This is a genomic window from Citrobacter sp. C13 (assembly GCF_014596815.2).
GTDB lineage: Bacteria > Pseudomonadota > Gammaproteobacteria > Enterobacterales > Enterobacteriaceae > Citrobacter > Citrobacter portucalensis.
Genome location: NZ_CP115024.1, coordinates 1,576,836 through 1,594,135, shown reverse-complemented (window position 1 = coordinate 1,594,135; position 17,300 = coordinate 1,576,836). Strand labels below are relative to the sequence as shown.

The 17,300-nt window shown below is 53.5% G+C and carries 17 protein-coding genes; 9 read left to right on the top strand and 8 right to left on the bottom strand.

The genetic code is table 11. From position 1 onward, the window contains the following. Window positions 1–41: 41 nt before the first annotated feature. Window positions 42–971: an Rpn family recombination-promoting nuclease/putative transposase gene (locus tag IB222_RS07505; RefSeq protein WP_149384767.1), complete on the top strand. Its 930-nt coding sequence runs from the start codon at window positions 42–44 to the stop codon at window positions 969–971. Window positions 972–1,009: 38 nt separating this feature from the next. Here IB222_RS07505 and IB222_RS07500 read toward each other — a convergent pair whose 3' ends face one another. Continuing rightward, complete coding sequence (locus IB222_RS07500; RefSeq protein WP_060683509.1) at window positions 1,010–2,206, bottom strand: nicotinamide mononucleotide deamidase-related protein YfaY; 1,197 nt, start codon at window positions 2,204–2,206, stop codon at window positions 1,010–1,012. 79 nt (window positions 2,207–2,285) lie between these two features. Further along, the gene (locus IB222_RS07495) at window positions 2,286–2,828 is read right to left on the bottom strand and encodes a YfaZ family protein (protein WP_071445251.1); all 543 of its coding nucleotides are present in this window, start codon (window positions 2,826–2,828) and stop codon (window positions 2,286–2,288) included. Window positions 2,829–3,145: 317 nt separating this feature from the next. Between IB222_RS07495 and nudI the strand changes: the two genes are divergently transcribed. The 8 genes from nudI (at window position 3,146) to arnF (ending at window position 11,242) form a co-directional block, all read left to right on the top strand. Continuing rightward, a complete protein-coding gene (nudI, locus tag IB222_RS07490) occupies window positions 3,146–3,571 on the top strand; it encodes a nucleoside triphosphatase NudI (protein WP_048215870.1) in 426 nt (141 codons plus the stop codon). A gap of 294 nt (window positions 3,572–3,865) precedes the next feature. Beyond that, a complete protein-coding gene (gene arnB, locus IB222_RS07485) occupies window positions 3,866–5,005 on the top strand; it encodes a UDP-4-amino-4-deoxy-L-arabinose aminotransferase (RefSeq protein ID WP_149384766.1) in 1,140 nt (379 codons plus the stop codon). Between the two features lie 2 nt (window positions 5,006–5,007). Continuing rightward, on the top strand, window positions 5,008–5,991 hold the full coding sequence (arnC, locus tag IB222_RS07480; protein WP_149384765.1) for an undecaprenyl-phosphate 4-deoxy-4-formamido-L-arabinose transferase: 984 nt from the start codon (window positions 5,008–5,010) through the stop codon (window positions 5,989–5,991). Next, window positions 5,988–7,970 carry a bifunctional UDP-4-amino-4-deoxy-L-arabinose formyltransferase/UDP-glucuronic acid oxidase ArnA gene (gene arnA, locus IB222_RS07475; protein WP_149384764.1) on the top strand — a complete coding sequence of 661 codons (1,983 nt, stop codon included), beginning with the start codon at window positions 5,988–5,990 and terminating at the stop codon, window positions 7,968–7,970. The genes arnC and arnA overlap by 4 nt, the downstream gene beginning before the upstream one ends. After that, window positions 7,967–8,869: a 4-deoxy-4-formamido-L-arabinose-phosphoundecaprenol deformylase gene (gene arnD / locus IB222_RS07470; protein ID WP_149384763.1), complete on the top strand. Its 903-nt coding sequence runs from the start codon at window positions 7,967–7,969 to the stop codon at window positions 8,867–8,869. Before arnA ends, arnD begins: the two co-directional genes overlap by 4 nt. Continuing rightward, entirely contained in the window at window positions 8,866–10,524 is a 1,659-nt protein-coding gene (gene arnT, locus IB222_RS07465; RefSeq protein ID WP_149384762.1) for a lipid IV(A) 4-amino-4-deoxy-L-arabinosyltransferase, read from the top strand. Before arnD ends, arnT begins: the two co-directional genes overlap by 4 nt. Then, window positions 10,521–10,856, top strand: a complete 336-nt coding sequence (gene arnE / locus IB222_RS07460) for a 4-amino-4-deoxy-L-arabinose-phosphoundecaprenol flippase subunit ArnE (RefSeq protein WP_003834709.1) — start codon at window positions 10,521–10,523, stop codon at window positions 10,854–10,856. Before arnT ends, arnE begins: the two co-directional genes overlap by 4 nt. Continuing rightward, complete coding sequence (gene arnF / locus IB222_RS07455) at window positions 10,856–11,242, top strand: 4-amino-4-deoxy-L-arabinose-phosphoundecaprenol flippase subunit ArnF (protein ID WP_003834713.1); 387 nt, start codon at window positions 10,856–10,858, stop codon at window positions 11,240–11,242. The genes arnE and arnF overlap by 1 nt, the downstream gene beginning before the upstream one ends. A 2-nt stretch (window positions 11,243–11,244) precedes the next feature. Here the strand turns inward: arnF and pmrD are convergent, their stop codons facing one another. The 6 genes from pmrD to menD form a co-directional block, all read right to left on the bottom strand. Further along, window positions 11,245–11,508 (bottom strand): signal transduction protein PmrD, encoded by a 264-nt coding sequence (gene pmrD / locus IB222_RS07450; RefSeq protein WP_003834715.1) that lies wholly within the window; start codon window positions 11,506–11,508, stop codon window positions 11,245–11,247. A 95-nt stretch (window positions 11,509–11,603) separates the two neighbouring features. After that, the gene (gene menE / locus IB222_RS07445; protein WP_149384761.1) at window positions 11,604–13,028 is read right to left on the bottom strand and encodes an o-succinylbenzoate--CoA ligase; all 1,425 of its coding nucleotides are present in this window, start codon (window positions 13,026–13,028) and stop codon (window positions 11,604–11,606) included. Next, the gene (gene menC, locus IB222_RS07440; protein ID WP_125112629.1) at window positions 13,025–13,987 is read right to left on the bottom strand and encodes an o-succinylbenzoate synthase; all 963 of its coding nucleotides are present in this window, start codon (window positions 13,985–13,987) and stop codon (window positions 13,025–13,027) included. The genes menE and menC overlap by 4 nt, the downstream gene beginning before the upstream one ends. Continuing rightward, window positions 13,987–14,844 carry a 1,4-dihydroxy-2-naphthoyl-CoA synthase gene (gene menB, locus IB222_RS07435; RefSeq protein WP_003027671.1) on the bottom strand — a complete coding sequence of 286 codons (858 nt, stop codon included), beginning with the start codon at window positions 14,842–14,844 and terminating at the stop codon, window positions 13,987–13,989. The genes menC and menB overlap by 1 nt, the downstream gene beginning before the upstream one ends. A 14-nt stretch (window positions 14,845–14,858) precedes the next feature. Next, window positions 14,859–15,617, bottom strand: coding sequence for a 2-succinyl-6-hydroxy-2,4-cyclohexadiene-1-carboxylate synthase (menH, locus tag IB222_RS07430; RefSeq protein WP_148361707.1), 759 nt, complete (start codon window positions 15,615–15,617; stop codon window positions 14,859–14,861). After that, window positions 15,614–17,284, bottom strand: a complete 1,671-nt coding sequence (gene menD, locus IB222_RS07425) for a 2-succinyl-5-enolpyruvyl-6-hydroxy-3-cyclohexene-1-carboxylic-acid synthase (RefSeq protein WP_003834726.1) — start codon at window positions 17,282–17,284, stop codon at window positions 15,614–15,616. The genes menH and menD overlap by 4 nt, the downstream gene beginning before the upstream one ends. Window positions 17,285–17,300: the final 16 nt, after the last annotated feature.

Here is a 17,300-nt window from a genome sequence, read left to right as displayed (position 1 = left end):
GATACCGTCACGCCATCTTCTCTTTCTGGTGACGGACTACCATGGCTAAATCCACTACATCTACACCACATGATGCCGTTTTTAAAAAGATAATGTCTTACCCTGAGATGGCTCGGGATTTTCTGGATATACACCTTCCCATCGCATTACGTGAGATATGTGATTTACAAACGCTGAAGCTGGAGTCCACCAGTTTTATCGAACAGGATCTCCGCGCATACTACTCCGACGTAGTGTGGTCACTAAAAACCCGCGAAGGCCTGGGCTATATTTATTGTGTTATTGAACATCAGAGTACCGCGGTACCGCACATGGCATTTCGCCTGTTGCGATATGCCACCTCGGCGATGCAGCATCATCTTGATGCCGGCAATAAAACGCTGCCGCTGGTGATCCCCATGTTGTTTTATCACGGCCAACAAAGTCCTTATCCCTGGTCACTAAACTGGCTGGATGAATTTGACAATCCACAGCTGGCACGACAGCTTTATTCAGAAGCCTTTCCGCTGGTCGACCTTACCGTAATACCTGACGATGAAATCGCGCAGCATCGTGGGGTTGCGCTGCTTGAGTTGATGCAAAAACATATCCGCGATCGTGATTTGATGGGGTTGGTGGACCGCCTGGTCTCGCTATTAGTTACAAGCACCGCTAATGACAGCCAGCTACAAACGCTATTTAATTACCTGCTACGGTACGGCGACGTTTCTCGCGCCAGCGAGTTTATCCGCGAAGTTGCCGAACGATCCCCCCATCACAAGGAGAAGCTGATGACAATTGCAGAGAGGCTCAGGCAGGAAGGCCACCAAAATGGACTGCAAGAAGGGATACTGCAAGGGTTAGAACAAGGGGTGCAAAAAGGTACACAAGAAGAAGCCTTACGTATCGCTCACATAATGCTGGAACAAGGTATTGATCGTGATTTAGTTCAGTTAATTACCGGGCTATTGCCTGGCGATACCACCGCATGAGCCAGATTGGGAAGGCATTTAGCCTTCCCAATCAATGATTAAATCGTCAACGACTCAACCACTTCGATCCAGCCGTGTTCGCTAGCGATATCCTGATTGTTAAGCCAGCGGCGCAGCATATTTAGCGCCATCATCGCGCACACTTCCTGACGAATCGCCAGACTGTAGCGATTTGCATTCAGCCGTACGCGCAAGGCGTGTGTCCCATCAGGCGTGGCCAGCGCAAAGTTAATATGTTCGTTTTCGAAAGCCGATATCGCGAGTGCCAATCCAGCATAATGCTTGCTGCGTCGCTCGGTTATCCAATGCGCCGTTTGTGCCAGCGTTTCTTCCTGGGGCGGAACCACTTCACTCGCCAATAACGGAGCATTCGCACGAGAAAGCTGCAATGCCACCAGACCACCGGTGAATTGTTCGCTCAGCGTCAGGCTGTATTGCCGTTCTTGCAACGTGCGGGCGATTTGCGCGGGTAAGCCTTCCGTACCTTCAAAAATCATATTCTGCCCGGCAACCCGCTTAACTTCTGGCCACAGCGCCAGCATCGCTTCCCGTTGGGAATCCGGACCGGTCAGCTTCAGCTCAATAATCGGCATTGAGGAGCGATAGCCCATTGTTACTCCCGGAGGCAACGGGAGCGGATCCAGGCTCTGCGCCAGGTCGCTTTCAGAACGGCCAAATGTGGTTAATCGCAGGCATAACGGGGGTTGAGCCAAAGAGAAACGCTCACGCAAACGAGGCAGGATCTCATGCTCCACCATGACTTTGAATTCTGACGGTACACCCGGTGTAAAGAACATCAGGCAGCGGTTAAGCTTCAGGGCGAACCCACACGCGGTACCCACCGGATTATTGATAAACTCAGCGCTGGCTGGGAGTTCAGCCTGTTTGCGGTTGCTTGGCGCCATCACGCGGCCACGATCGCGGAAATATCGCTCCATCTCGGCCAGCCATGCTTCATGCAACACCAGCCCTTCGCCTTTTGCTGTTGCCGCTGCCAGCGCGCTCAAATCATCGCTGGTAGGTCCCAGACCGCCATTAACGATCAGTACATCGGCGTGTTCGCTACGCTCACGCAAAACGGCGACCAAATCGTTAAGATTGTCACCTACCGTGTTGCGGCGTGTTAGCGGTAAACCCTGATTAAAGAAAAAATCGGCCAGCCAGGCGGCATTAGTGTCGACGATTTGTCCGTGCAACACTTCATCCCCGGTGGATAGCATCTCCACGTTTAACATCGTGTTCTCCTGCTTTTATGATGAAAACACTATAACGCATGGAGGGGGGAAGGCGCGACTGAACGCCGCGCCAGAAATGTTAGAAGCTGGCGTTAACCCCAACGTACGGGCCATCAGCAATCGCGTTATCACGGTTGCCGTCTTTGCCTGCAAGGTTTAGGTAACGATAACCGGCTTCGATGCTCAGCGGACGCATAATGGTCAGACGCGCGCCGGCATTCGCTTCTTCATAGCTGTCGATACCGCTGGAAAGTGAATCAGGAGAGTAATAATACTCACCAAACAGACGGAAGCTATCGCCAATTGGCCATTGTAAACCACCACCGACAGCAGCAGCATAACCTTCATCGCCATCGTTTGGATTGGTATAAACACCTTTACCACCAACGGTCGCCATCAGCGGCCCCAGTGGGATATTCAGACCAAGGCCCAGCCCGGCAACATCACCGTCATCATCGTTATGCATCCAGTTACCACTGACAGCCAGACCGGTGGTCTCAGTACCTATACCAAATCCAAGGTTGGTGTAATCTTCGCCAGCCTGACCATTAATGCTAATCGCGTTCGCCGACGCGGAAACAAACAGCATTCCGGCAAAACCCAACAGTAAACTTTTTTTCATTTTCTATCCTTTCCAGCAAGAATCAAAACATAGCCCCAAAACCGATGAATTGTACTGTCAGATGGCGAGGAATCAATGAGCTAAAAAAGCGATGCAATGACATATTGTAACTAAATACTACTCACAAGATTTATTTAAGGTTAAATTCTTGTGCCAATTACACAGTTGGACGTCCCAGAACGTCATTTTCAACAAACATCCTGTTTTCCTTGCCAAAGCGCTCTTAATCACCGATGAAACATTTTTTCTGCCACCAGCAAAAGGTAAGATGCGTGCATGACGGAATTTTCTCTACTTCCCCAACAAGGACTCGAATGATGCGCCAAAGAACGATTGTATGCCCATTAATTCAAAACGATGGCTGTTATTTACTCTGCAAAATGGCTGATGACCGCGGTGTGTTTCCCGGCCAGTGGGCGCTTTCTGGCGGCGGTGTTGAACCAGGTGAACGTATTGAAGAAGCTCTGCGCCGTGAAGTGAGGGAAGAGCTGGGCGAACAACTGGTGTTATCAGAAATTACCCCCTGGACCTTCAGTGATGATATTCGCACTAAAACCTATGCTGATGGCAGTCAGGAAGAGATTTACATGATTTATCTTATCTTCGATTGTGTCGCGGCAAATCGTGAAGTGAAGATTAACGAAGAGTTCCAGGCATTCGCCTGGGTTAAACCAGAAGATCTCAGTGCCTACGATTTAAATATCGCCACACGTAAGACGTTGACCTTGAAGGGGTTACTTTAAGTTATCATTATAATAGCGACATAAATATTCCCCTCTTAATAGCGGCATTGCAGCCACCTGTCTACAGTAAGCAGCAGTGTCGCCAAGACAACATAATCCCCATAAAAGTTATTTACTATCAAATGTATATAGAGAGAATGTCGCTATTTTCTTGCCTCTCTCAAACCTTAAACTCTTAAGGATAAATTAACCTTCAGTCATTAACCTTTGTAGCCTGATCAAATAATTAACGACGCCCCTGTTTATCACTAAAAATAAAGCTTTGGTGGCGTTAAATGGCTTGAAGGAATAATGATGTCTGACTTTTTGCCTTTCTCTCGCCCGGCAATGGGTGCTGAAGAACTTGCCGCAGTGAAGGCAGTTCTGGACTCTGGGTGGATAACCACCGGCCCGAAAAATCAACAGCTGGAAGAAGCCTTCTGTCAGCTCACAGGAAATCAACACGCCGTCGCCATCTGCTCCGCCACGGCGGGTATGCACATCACGCTGATGGCATTGGGCGTAAGCGCAGGCGACGAGGTCATAACGCCGTCGATGACGTGGGTTTCTACCCTCAACATGATTGTCCTGCTGGGGGCAACGCCCGTCATGATCGACGTCGACCGCGATACGCTTATGGTCACACCTGAGCAAATTGAAGCCGCTATCACCCCACGAACCAAAGCCATTGTTCCGGTACATTACGCTGGCGCTCCCGCCGACCTCGACGCGATTTATGCCATTGGCGAACGTTATGGCATCCCGGTAATAGAAGATGCAGCCCATGCCGTAGGGACATTGTATAAGGGCCGTCATGTCGGTGCTCGCGGTACGGCAATCTTCTCGTTTCACGCTATTAAAAATATCACCTGTGCGGAAGGTGGACTGATCGTTACCGACGACAGCCAGCTCGCTCAGCGGCTTCGCAGCCTGAAGTTTCACGGTCTGGGCGTTGATGCTTTTGATCGACAAACCTACGGCCGGGCACCACAAGCCGAAGTGCTTGCACCTGGATACAAATACAACCTGACGGATATCAATGCCGCTATTGCGCTGGTACAGCTGAATAAGCTGGAGCAACTGAACTCACGCCGGGCGCAAATTGCCCAGCACTATCAACAAGCGCTGGCTGATACGCCATTTCAACCGCTGGGCCTGCCCCAATGGTCGCACGTTCATGCCTGGCACTTATTCATCATTCGAGTTGACGAAACGCGCTGCGGGCTGAGCAGAGATGCCCTGATGGAAGCGCTGAAGACCAAAGATATCGGCACCGGTCTGCATTTTCGTGCGGCCCATACGCAAAAATATTATCGCGAACGCTTCACTACCCTTTCGCTCCCAAATACTGAATGGAACAGCGCGCGCATCTGCTCGCTGCCGCTATTCCCTGACATGACCGACGCTGACACCCAGCGGGTCATCACGGCACTTCGCGAGATTGCAGGACAATAACCATGTTTGAAGCAGCCCCGATCAAAAAAGTCTCGGTAGTCATTCCCGTTTTTAATGAACAGGAAAGCCTGCCAGAGTTAATCAGACGCACCAGCGCCGCCTGTGAGAAATTGGGCAAAGACTATGAAATTCTGCTCATCGACGACGGCAGCAGCGACCGTTCCGCTCAGTTGATGATGGACGCCTCTCAGGCACCGAACAGCCATATTGTCTCTATTTTACTGAATCGTAATTACGGACAGCACTCGGCGATTATGGCCGGTTTCAGCCATGTCACCGGAGACTTGATCATCACGCTGGATGCCGATTTGCAAAACCCGCCGGAGGAGATCCCACGGTTGGTCGCCACCGCAGATGAAGGCTTCGATGTGGTAGGCACGGTACGCCAGAACCGTCAGGACAGCATATTTCGTAAGACCGCCTCACGAATGATCAACCATCTGATACAGCGCACCACCGGTAAAGCAATGGGTGATTACGGCTGCATGCTACGCGCCTATCGCCGTCACATCGTCGATGCCATGCTGCATTGCCAGGAGCGCAGCACCTTTATCCCTATTCTGGCCAACATTTTTGCCCGTCGCGCCACGGAGATCCCGGTACATCATGCAGAGCGTGAATTTGGTGACTCCAAATACAGCTTCATGCGTCTGATCAACCTGATGTATGACCTGGTAACTTGCCTTACCACAACACCGCTTCGCATGCTAAGCCTGTTGGGCAGCGTGATCGCCGCCACGGGCTTTACCTTATCAGTCCTGCTTGTTGTTCTGCGCCTGACGCTCGGCCCACAGTGGGCAGCGGAAGGGGTATTCATGCTGTTTGCCGTCCTGTTTACCTTTATCGGCGCACAGTTTATTGGCATGGGTTTACTCGGCGAATATATCGGTCGCATCTATAACGATGTCCGCGCCCGCCCCCGCTATTTTGTTCAACACGTTATTCGCCCACAAACCACGCAGTCAACCGAGGAAAACCGCGCATGAAAGCCGTCGTATTTGCCTATCACGATATGGGATGTCAGGGTGTCCAGGCCTTGTTGGATGCAGGTTATGAAATCGCTACCATTTTTACGCACACAGACAATCCGGGTGAAAAAGCGTTTTTTGGATCTGTTTCCCGCCTCGCGGCCAGCGCCGGTATTCCGGTTTACGCCCCCGACGAGGTTAATCATCCCCTGTGGGTTGAGCGCATTAGCCAGCTGGCGCCGGATGTTATCTTCTCATTCTACTATCGCCATTTACTGAGTGATGAGATCCTCAGTCTTGCCCCTAAGGGCGCATTTAATCTGCACGGCTCGCTGCTGCCGAAATACCGTGGTCGCGCCCCGCTGAACTGGGTATTGGTCAATGGCGAAACCGAAACCGGCGTCACGCTTCACCGCATGGTCAAACGCGCGGATGCCGGTGCCATTGTTGCCCAGCAGCGCGTTGCTATTTCACCAGATGATGTGGCGTTAACGCTGCACCATAAGCTGTGCCAGGCAGCGCGTCACCTGCTGGAAGAGGCGCTGCCCGCGATTAAAACAGGAGATTATGCAGAACTCCCCCAACAGGAAGCAGATGCTACCTGTTTTGGTCGCCGTACGCCGGAAGATAGCTTCCTCGACTGGTACAAAGCTGCCGCGGAGTTACATAACCAGGTCCGCGCCGTCAGCGATCCGTGGCCGGGCGCATTTAGCTATGTTGGCACACAAAAGTTCACCGTCTGGTCATCGCGCGTTTGCACAAACGACATTGCGGCCCAGCCGGGCACCGTCATCTCCGTGTCTCCTTTACTGATCGCCTGTGTCGATGGTGCACTGGAGATTATTACCGGACAAGCTGGCGATGGTATTGCAATGCAGGGTTCACAACTGGCGCAAGTTCTGGGTCTGGTGCCAGGTTCTCGCCTGAACAGCCAGTCAGTGACCACCAGCAAACGCCGGACTCGCGTACTGATCCTCGGCGTTAACGGCTTCATTGGTAACCATCTGACCGAGCGCCTGCTACAAGAAGATAATTACGAAGTGTATGGACTCGATATTGGCAGCGACGCCATTGGGCGTTTCCTGCAACATCCGCGATTCCATTTCGTCGAAGGTGATATCAGCATTCACTCCGAATGGATTGAATATCATGTGAAAAAATGCGACGTTGTGCTGCCGCTGGTGGCGATCGCAACGCCTATCGAATATACCCGCAACCCGCTGCGCGTATTTGAGCTCGATTTTGAAGAAAACCTGAAAATCATTCGTTACTGCGTGAAATACCGCAAGCGCATCATTTTCCCGTCAACCTCTGAAGTCTACGGCATGTGTACCGACAAAGTCTTTGATGAAGACAGTTCGAATCTGATCGTCGGTCCGGTCAATAAACCACGCTGGATCTACTCCGTATCCAAGCAGTTACTGGACCGTGTTATCTGGGCGTACGGCGAAAAAGAGGGATTGCGCTTCACCCTGTTCCGCCCGTTTAACTGGATGGGACCGCGTCTGGACAGCCTTAACGCCGCGCGTATCGGCAGCTCACGCGCCATTACACAGCTGATCCTCAACCTCGTGGAAGGTTCACCGATTAAGCTGATTGAAGGCGGTAAGCAAAAACGCTGCTTTACCGACATTCGCGATGGTATCGAAGCTCTGTACCGCATCATTGAAAACGAAGGCGGCCGCTGTGACGGTGAGATTATCAACATCGGTAATCCGCAGAACGAAGCAAGTATTCAGGAACTGGCAGAAATGCTGCTTTCCTGCTTTGAAAAACATCCGTTGCGTAACCACTTCCCGCCGTTTGCCGGTTTCCGTGACGTCGAAAGCAGCAGCTACTACGGTAAAGGTTATCAAGACGTTGAGCATCGTAAGCCTAACATTCGCAATGCAAAACGCTGCCTGAACTGGGAACCGACCATTGAGATGCAGGAAACGGTAGAAGAGACGCTGGACTTCTTCTTACGCAGTGTGGATATCACGGAACACACATCATGACCAAAGTAGGCTTGCGTATTGATGTCGATACATTCAGGGGGACGCGCGAAGGCGTGCCCCGCCTGCTGGAGACATTAAACCGACATAACGTTCGGGCAAGTTTTTTCTTTAGCGTTGGGCCTGACAACATGGGGCGCCATCTCTGGCGTCTTGTGAAGCCGCAATTTCTGTGGAAAATGCTGCGTTCAAACGCAGCATCGCTCTACGGATGGGATATTTTATTGGCGGGAACCGCATGGCCGGGAAAAGAGATTGGCCAGGCCAACGCGGCAATCATTGCACAAACCGCCCAGATTCATGAAACCGGTTTGCATGCCTGGGATCATCACGCCTGGCAGGCGCGAAGCGGAAACTGGAATGACAAACAGCTGATTGATGATATTTCGCAAGGCATCACCGCACTTGAAGCCATCATCAGTCAGCCAGTCTCCTGCTCTGCCGTTGCCGGATGGCGTGCCGACAACCGTGTCGTCCATGCCAAAGAAGCATTCCATCTGCGCTATAACAGTGACTGTCGGGGAACGTCGTTATTTCGTCCGGTGCTGGAATCCGGGAAAACGGGGACGCCACAAATTCCCGTCACCCTACCAACATGGGATGAGGTGGTTGGTCAGGAGGTCCAGGCGGTGGACTTCAACTCTTATATCCTCTCCCACATCCAGATGAGCAGAGGAACACCGGTGTACACCATTCATGCGGAAGTTGAAGGCATCGCCTTTCATCAGAATTTTGACGAGCTGCTTACTCGCGCCGCGGACATGGGGATGACATTCTGCCCGCTTGGCGAGCTGTTACCTGACGACATCAGTACACTGCCGTTAGGACAGATCGTACGTGGAAAAATACCCGGCAGAGAGGGATGGCTCGGCTGCCAACAACCGTTGAGTGTGACACAATGAAATCTGCTGCCCGCTACACTCTGGCATTTATCGCTTTAATCGCACTGTATTTTATTTTACCTATCAACAGCCGTATGCTCTGGCAGCCTGATGAAACGCGCTATGCTGAAATCAGCCGGGAAATGCTCAACTCTGGTGACTGGATCGTTCCACACTTTTTAGGGCTGCGTTATTTTGAAAAACCAATTGCCGGATACTGGTTGAACAGCATCGGACAATGGTTGTTTGGCGCCAATAATTTTGGCGTCAGAGCGGGGGCTATTTTTGCCACTTTGTTGACGGCGCTACTGGTAGCCTGGCTTGCCATGCGACTGTGGCAGGATAAGCGTACCGCCGTACTCTCCTCCGCTATCTTTTTAACGTTTTTTTCGGTTTACAGCATCGGCACCTACGCGGTACTTGATCCCATCATTGCGCTTTGGCTGATGGCGGGCATGTGCTGTTTTTGGGAAGGCATGCAGGCCACCACCAGAACACGCAAAATCATCGCTTTTTTGCTGCTTGGTCTGACCTGCGGTATGGGTGTAATGACCAAAGGTTTTCTGGCACTCGCCGTCCCTGTGCTTAGCGTATTACCATGGGTTTTTGCACAAAAGCGTTGGAAAGACCTCATTCTCTACGGTCTGCTGGCGGTGATCGGCTGCATCGCGATCGTACTACCGTGGGGTATAGCGATTGCGCAACGCGAGCCGGATTTCTGGCATTACTTCTTCTGGGTTGAACATATTCAGCGCTTTGCGCAGGATGATGCCCAGCATAAGGCTCCTATCTGGTACTACATCCCGATATTTGTGGCAGGCACATTACCGTGGCTCGGGCTACTCCCCGGCGCGCTGCGTACGGGCTGGCGTGAGCGGGATGTTCCGCGCAGTGCTCTGTACCTGTTAAGCTGGATTATTATGCCAATCCTGTTTTTCAGCATCGCGAAAGGAAAACTGCCGACCTATATTCTTTCCTGCTTCGCGCCGCTGGCGATATTAACGGCGCGCTTCGGCCTGCAGGCTGCGGAAAAAGGCTCGACCGCGCTGCGCGTGAATGGTTGGATCAACGTGCTGTTCGGCATCGTCGGCATCGTCGCCACGTTTATTGTTTCCACGCTGGGTCCATTGAAGACGCCAGTCTGGTCGCATATCGAAACGTATAAGGTTTTTTGTGCCTGGGGCATCTTTATCATCTGGACGCTTTTTGGCTGGTATACGCTAAATAACCGCAAGAAGAACTGGAAATTCGCAGCACTATGCCCATTAGGGCTGGCGCTGTTATTTGGCTTCTCCATTCCTGACCGGGTGATGGAATCTAAACAGCCGCAGTTTTTTGTCGAGATGACCAAAGAATCGCTGGAGCCGAGCCGTTATATTCTCACCGACAGCGTTGGCGTCGCTGCGGGACTGGCCTGGAGCCTGAAGCGCGACGACATCATGATGTACGGACAAACGGGCGAGTTAAAATATGGCCTCAACTACCCGGATGCCCAGGGTCGCTTTGTCAGCCGGGAAGGCTTTGCCGACTGGTTAGCGCAACATCGACAGCAAGGAAACATTACGCTCGTGCTCTCGATTGATAAGAATGAAGATATTAATCAACTTGCCATCCCTCCCGCTGACTACATTGATAATCAGGGGCGTCTGGTCCTGATTCAGTATCGGCCCAAATGATCTGGATAGCCTTAGTCCTCGCCAGCCTACTCAGCGTCTGCGGCCAGCTATGCCAGAAGCAGGCGACCCGACCGGTGTCTGTTCGTGCGCGAAAACGCTACATTACGCAATGGATTGGGCTTGCTCTGGCAAGCCTCGGCCTGGCCATGCTGCTATGGCTGGCGGTTTTACAAAACATTCCTGTCGGTATTGCCTATCCCATGCTGAGCCTTAACTTTGTCTGGGTTACTCTCGCCGCATGGAAAATCTGGCGCGAACCCGTAACAACCCGCCACTGGCTGGGCGTTGGGCTGATCATTACCGGCATATTTATTCTTGGGAGTGCAGTGTAATGGGCGTGTTTTGGGGATTATGTAGCGTGATGATCACCTCCATCGCCCAGTTGAGCCTCGGCTTTGCGATGGATAATCTGCCGCCAATGCTGCAGCCGCTGGCGTTCATCTCTGCCGTATTCTCTGTCAGTATCGGAGCGTTTGCTTTATATGCCGGATTGACAGGGTATTTACTGTCAGTGATTTGCTGGCATAAAGCCCTACACCAACTCGCGCTGAGCAAAGCCTATGCCCTACTCAGCCTGAGCTATGTGCTGGTGTGGGTTGCCTCAATGATCCTGCCCGGCTGGCAGGGAACATTTTCAGTGAAAGCGCTGGCAGGGGTACTGTGCATCATGGCAGGGCTAATGACGATTTTTCTGCCTTCACGCAAACACCAACCCTGAGATTACTTATCTTCAGACTGTCGTAACAGACGTTCCCATTCATCACAGATGTACTGTCTGGCATCAATTACCTTAATGACCCGGGATTTATCGCGGTTAATACAATACTGTGCATCCTTCAGCGGTGAAAGGAGATCGCCGGGCTTAACCCGCTCGGAAGATTGCGCCTCAGCAAGCATCTTTAGCGAACCACCGCTATCGCAAAGTACGATATAGAGCTTCCCTGCTTTTTTGTGACAGCAAGACTTCTTCACATGCCATTCCATAGCGCACCTTTTGTTAATAAATTTCACAATAGGTTACACTTTAGCAGGTAAACAAAAAGACAATAGCTGCGGAATGACAAAAACGAGAAATACTGTTAATGTTTTCTTAATGTTAATGATGAAGCGCTTACCCAATCCAATAACGCACGGCGCGAAATTTTAATTCCTCCAGCTTTGAGCTCGGGCGGCAATGTTAGCCAACATACCGGCTGCTGAAAGCGGGCCAGCTTATCTTTTACCCACACTGCGAGATTAGTTTCTCCAACATTAGCGTCATACTCAATGACCGCCACCGGGCGATGGCCAAACTCTTTGTCTTCTATCGGCACAATAAAGGCTTGTAGAACATGCGGATGCGCTGCAATCACGCGTTCCACTTCTTCCGGCTGTATACCTTCCCCGCCGCTAAAAAACAGATTATCCATACGACCGACAATCGTTAACTTGCCGTCCTTTAGCATGCCGCGATCGCGGGTTGCAAACCAGCCTTCCGCGTTCACTAAAGGAATAAGCTGTCCGTTACGCCAGTAACCTTGCGCCATGCTGGCAGCCCGTAGCCAGACTTCATCATCAACGATTCTGACTTCTCTGCCTGCCAGAGGGGAACCCACATCTGCCAGACCATCCGCCTCTTTCGCACAGACCGTAGAAGCAAACTCCGTTAATCCGTAACCGCACCAGCAACGAATCCCTTGCTCGCGCGCTTGCTCCGTCAATTCAACAGGAATTGCAGCGCCGCCCAGCAGTACCGCTTTGAGCGTGACTGGCGTGTTGTTGACCAGCAAGCGCCACAGCTGCGTGGGCACCAGTGAAGCGTGGGTACATCCAGCCAGCATTTGCTCCAGCGGCTGCTTGTCGCGCACGGTCATTCGCGCTCCGGCGAACAACCAGCGCCACAAAATACCCTGGCCGGAAACATGAAACAGCGGCAGCGAGAGCAGCCAGTCATCCTCAGCACCAAACGGCATTAATGACAGGACGCCCTGCGCGCTTGCCAGATGCGCCTGACAGGTATGAACAGCCGCTTTTGGCAATCCGGTAGAACCTGAAGTTAACGTCATCGTGCTCAAACGTTCAGGCAACCACGCTGCGGCGTGATCGCCTGGCAATGGCTGCATCTGCAACGGGCTGAGTTCCGGAAGTGCGATAGCGGCCTCCAGATCCAGCGCAAAACGTAGCGTTAAGTCCGGGATCAGCGCATCAAGCAGCGGCTGAGGCAACTGTGGGTTCACAGGTAAAACCCGCGCCCCACATTGCAGCAGCGCGAGCCAGGCCAGCAAAGCGCGCGGATGATTCCACGCGCGAAGCAGAACACCATCGCCCTCTTCCACGCCCTGAGCGGCAAAACCGCAGGCCAGGTGATCTACACGTGTGCAGAGAGCGCTCCAGCTTAATACCTCATCGTTGAGGCGTAAGGCTGGCACCTTCGCACGAACCTGTCGCCAGTGACGCCACGGCCAGTCACCCGGTTGTACCAAGCCCGATAAGCTCACGCTATCGGACCTTTCCTGCTGGGTCATAGCAGACGTTCCAGCGCATCAACGTCGATACACGGCAACGTGCTACCCGGCCAGGTGCGAACCTGCTGGCACTGCATCAGGCTCAGGGTATCCAGACCCGGAATGGTCTGCGGCGTTAACCATGCGGCAATTCGCGCCAGCTGGGTTAAGCCCAGACTCGACTCGATTGACGAACTGATAACGGCAGTAAGACCAAGCGCATGTGCCGCAGCCACCTGTTCACGGACTTTATCGAGACTGCCGGTCAGCGTAGGTTTGATAACAACGGCCTTGACGCCTTCTTCGGCTTCGAAGGTGAAATCCGCTTCACGCAGGCTTTCATCCCAGGCGATGGCAATGCCGGTTTCACGCGCGAAGGCACGGGAGTCGTCGCGGGTTTTGCACGGTTCTTCGAGGAAGGCAATGCGTCCGCGATACTCCGGATTAACGTATTTCGCGAACTGCTGAGCTTTCAACGGCGTCCAGGCCCGGTTGGCGTCAAGTCGCAAATGCAGCTCCGGGATCGCCTCAAGCAGCAGATTGGCTACCATGCCGTCGCGGACCGCTTCATACAGACCGACCTTGATCTTCGCCACTTTTTCGCCCGGCATGTCCGCCAGTTGTAGCACCAGATCGTCAGGATCGCCCGTGCACAGCGGCGCAGCACGATAGTCCGCGTCCTGTGGCAATACGCCAGTCAGTTCGGCCAGCGCACAGCTTACGCCAAAGGCGACCGAAGGCAGTTGCGGTAAGGAGTCATCCCCTTGCAGCCAGCCTTTCACCCAGGCCAGCAGCTCGGTTTGCGCCTCTTCCCAGCTTTCCTGACTGAAGCCCGGCAGCGGGGAGATCTCTCCCCACCCTTCGCGCTCACCGTCACGAAGACAAACGTACAACCCGTCACGCGTTTTTAACCGCCTGTCGCGCAGAATCACCCCCGCGTCCATGGGGATCTGCCAGCGGTATACCTGCGCGCTACGCATTACGGATTCCGTTTGAATTTGCTGAAATCAGGCTGACGTTTCTGGTTAAAGGCGTTACGGCCTTCCTGACCTTCTTCCGTCATGTAGAACAGCATAGTGGCGTTACCAGCCAGCTCCTGCAGACCTGCCTGACCATCACAGTCGGCGTTCAGTGCGGCTTTCAGGCAGCGCAGCGCCATTGGGCTGTTTTGCAGCATTTCGCGACACCAGCGTACGGTCTCTTTTTCCAGATCCGCCAGCGGAACCACGGTGTTGACCAGGCCCATATCCAGCGCCTGTTTCGCATCGTACTGACGGCACAGGAACCAGATTTCACGCGCTTTTTTCTGACCGACGATGCGCGCCATGTAGGAAGCGCCCCAACCGCCGTCGAAGGAACCGACTTTCGGACCGGTCTGACCGAAGATGGCGTTTTCAGCCGCAATGGTCAGGTCACACATCATGTGCAGCACATGGCCGCCGCCAATGGAGAAACCTGCAACCATCGCTACTACCGGTTTCGGACAGGTACGAATCTGGCGCTGGAAGTCCAGTACGTTCAGGTGATGCACACCGGAGTCATCCTGATATCCGCCGTAGTCACCACGTACTTTCTGATCGCCGCCTGCGCAGAACGCTTTGTCGCCAGCACCGGTCAGAATAATTACGCCGATGTTGTCATCATAGCGAGCATCCGCCAGCGCCTGGATCATCTCTTTCACGGTGACCGGACGGAAGGCATTGCGTACCTGCGGACGATTAATGGTGATTTTTGCGATACCGTCGGTGGATTTCTCGTAAAGAATGTCGGTATAGCCTTCAGAGCAATCGTGCCATTCTACCGGTGCGTAAAGCATTGTTTCATCAGGATAGATCATAAAATGTCCTATAGTCAGCGACGCAGAATCTGAGCCAGACAGTCCACTACGCCCGCGGGGTTGTCCCGATGCGCGTTGTGTCCGGCATTACGAATCACATGGTTTGGTACTGATATTTCCGCCGCCAGAGCGCGGAATTTATCGTCACGTTCACCACATAAATAATAAAACGGAAATGTGCGCATCGTGAGTTGCGCACGTAAATCAGGTTGTACGGCAAGCGAGGTGGCCTCCAGCATTGCCGCCAGCGTTTGCCCATTATTCTGGCTACGCAGAGCGACCAGCGCCTCTCTTTGTGCCGCGTTCAGCGAGGAAAAAACGGGCTGTTGATACCAGTCATTAAACACCTCACGTAGCGGCTCTGCGCGAAAACGCGCAGCCCAGCGGCCATCCGAGAGACGACGCTGAATGCGCGCTTCTTCGCTTTGCAAGCCGGGATGTCCACCCTCAACCACCAGACCACAAAGCCCGGGCATCTCCTGACAGGCCGCCATCATCGCGACTCTGCCGCCAAGAGAGTATCCCACCAGCCAGCAGTTAAGTATGTTGTAACTAAGTAGAGTATTACGCAGCAAAACGCTGACATCATCAAACCCGCTCACGCTGATGTCAGCGGAGCCACCGTGTCCCGGCAGGTCGATGTATAGCCGCGAATAATCCTGAAACGCTTCGCCGACCGTCTGCCATTCCTGACAATCACCAGAGAAACCGTGCAGGAAAACCAGCCAGGGAAACCCCGTCTGCCCCTCTTTCGCCTGCGCATGCAGGATCATAGGTGACTTACCTTCGCCAGCAGTTGCTGCAAGGTTTGCGCCCCGTCAGTTTCGTTCACCACCAGCTCAATCACCGTGGCCGCAGGTGTACGCCACGCGTTAGTCAACGCGCTCTCCAGCTGCTCCCAGTTTTCCGGGCGCTGGTATTTAAGGTTAAACATGGCGGCAGCATGCTCGAAATGTACGTTCTGCGGCATCAGATAGAACCGTTCGCGTTCGCTGGCTGGCGTCGGCAGCAGGGAAAAAATCTGCCCGCCGTTATTATTGACCACTATCAGGACAAACGGTGCAGAAACCTGGCGCAATAACGCCAGCGCATTCAGGTCATACAATGCAGATAAATCGCCAACAATCGCCAGCGTCGATTTCGCGCTGGCACGCTGTACACCAGCTGCTGTTGACAGCAGGCCGTCAATACCGCTCGCGCCACGGTTGCTATAGACCGGGTAACCAGCCGGAAGCTGCGACAGCGCATCAATCAGGCGCACCACCAGACTGTTACCCACGAACAGCTGGCCCTGCTCCGGCAAGTAGTCGCGGATACGGTGGGCTAGTTGCGCTTCACCAAACGCCTCACGACGGGCTTCTACCGCCTGCCAGGCCTGTTGCGCCAGACGAGGGATCTCAATACACCAGGGCTGACGTTTCTCCGCCGGATGTAGCTCCAGCCAGTCGCCAACTTTCGCTACCAACCTGCGGCCGCGATGATGGGCCGGATCGAGGCGGCCTTCGATATTATCGACAATCCAGTATTCCTGCGGATCGCAGCTGGCCTGCCATTGCAGCAGACGTTTTCCGGTCAGGCTGCTACCAAGCTGCACCACAATCTGCGCCTGCTGCAATTCAGCTACAGCTTTCGCATTTCCCAGCCACAGGTCGGCGCACGGCAGCGGTTGTCCGGTTTGCGACAGAACATCGCCAATCAGCGGCCAGCCTAATGTCTGCGCCCACTGCGCAACCTTCTTACCTTCTTCCGCGCTCATGCGACCGGCAATGACTACGCCGCGTTTTTGTCGCCAGAAAAACCAGTCGCGCTGTTTGTCGCTTTCCAGCCGACGCGCTTCTCGCAGCCAGGGTTTATCGTCCTGCCACCAGTCGCCGAGGCGCTGCTGCCAGGCAATCCCCGTTTCGTCCATATCGCCATACAGCGGTTCCGCAAACGGGCAATTGATATGAACCGCCCCGCTATGCAGGGCAGCTAATGCATTATCAATAGTGGATACCAGCCAGCTTGCCGGAATGTCCTGAGTCGGACGCGGTAAAGAGAGCGTTTGCGATGGATGCGAGGCAAACATTCCGGCCTGACGAATCGCCTGGTTCGCGCCACAGTCGATAAGCTCTGGCGGTCGGTCTGCCGTAAGTAAAATCAGTTTTTCACCGGTCAGGCCCGCTTCAATCAACGCGGGATATAAATTCGCCACCGCGGTACCGGACGTCACAATCACGGCGACAGGCTGCCGGCTGACTTTTGCCAGACCTAAAGCCAGATGCCCAAGACCGCGCTCGTCAAAATGGGTGTGGTGGATGAATGCGGGGTTTTCCGCTGCCGCCAGCGTCAACGGTGTAGAACGAGAGCCAGGGGCAATGCAGACATGCCTGACGCCGTGGCGAGTGAGAGCTTCCAGAATGACCGCCGCCCAGCGTCGGTTAAATGCGCTTACTGACATGAGATTGTCCGGTATC

Coding starts and splice junctions, on each gene's coding strand:
- arnE (WP_003834709.1), top strand. CDS start 10,521: ATGATCTGGATAGCCTTAGTCCTCGCCAGCCTACTCAGCGTCTGCGGC.
- pmrD (WP_003834715.1), bottom strand. CDS start 11,508: ATGGAATGGCATGTGAAGAAGTCTTGCTGTCACAAAAAAGCAGGGAAG.
- arnD (WP_149384763.1), top strand. CDS start 7,967: ATGACCAAAGTAGGCTTGCGTATTGATGTCGATACATTCAGGGGGACG.
- IB222_RS07500 (WP_060683509.1), bottom strand. CDS start 2,206: ATGTTAAACGTGGAGATGCTATCCACCGGGGATGAAGTGTTGCACGGA.
- IB222_RS07495 (WP_071445251.1), bottom strand. CDS start 2,828: ATGAAAAAAAGTTTACTGTTGGGTTTTGCCGGAATGCTGTTTGTTTCC.
- nudI (WP_048215870.1), top strand. CDS start 3,146: ATGCGCCAAAGAACGATTGTATGCCCATTAATTCAAAACGATGGCTGT.
- arnA (WP_149384764.1), top strand. CDS start 5,988: ATGAAAGCCGTCGTATTTGCCTATCACGATATGGGATGTCAGGGTGTC.
- menD (WP_003834726.1), bottom strand. CDS start 17,284: ATGTCAGTAAGCGCATTTAACCGACGCTGGGCGGCGGTCATTCTGGAA.
- arnC (WP_149384765.1), top strand. CDS start 5,008: ATGTTTGAAGCAGCCCCGATCAAAAAAGTCTCGGTAGTCATTCCCGTT.
- menB (WP_003027671.1), bottom strand. CDS start 14,844: ATGATCTATCCTGATGAAACAATGCTTTACGCACCGGTAGAATGGCAC.
- menE (WP_149384761.1), bottom strand. CDS start 13,028: ATGACCCAGCAGGAAAGGTCCGATAGCGTGAGCTTATCGGGCTTGGTA.
- menH (WP_148361707.1), bottom strand. CDS start 15,617: ATGATCCTGCATGCGCAGGCGAAAGAGGGGCAGACGGGGTTTCCCTGG.
- arnF (WP_003834713.1), top strand. CDS start 10,856: ATGGGCGTGTTTTGGGGATTATGTAGCGTGATGATCACCTCCATCGCC.
- arnB (WP_149384766.1), top strand. CDS start 3,866: ATGTCTGACTTTTTGCCTTTCTCTCGCCCGGCAATGGGTGCTGAAGAA.
- IB222_RS07505 (WP_149384767.1), top strand. CDS start 42: ATGGCTAAATCCACTACATCTACACCACATGATGCCGTTTTTAAAAAG.
- arnT (WP_149384762.1), top strand. CDS start 8,866: ATGAAATCTGCTGCCCGCTACACTCTGGCATTTATCGCTTTAATCGCA.
- menC (WP_125112629.1), bottom strand. CDS start 13,987: ATGCGTAGCGCGCAGGTATACCGCTGGCAGATCCCCATGGACGCGGGG.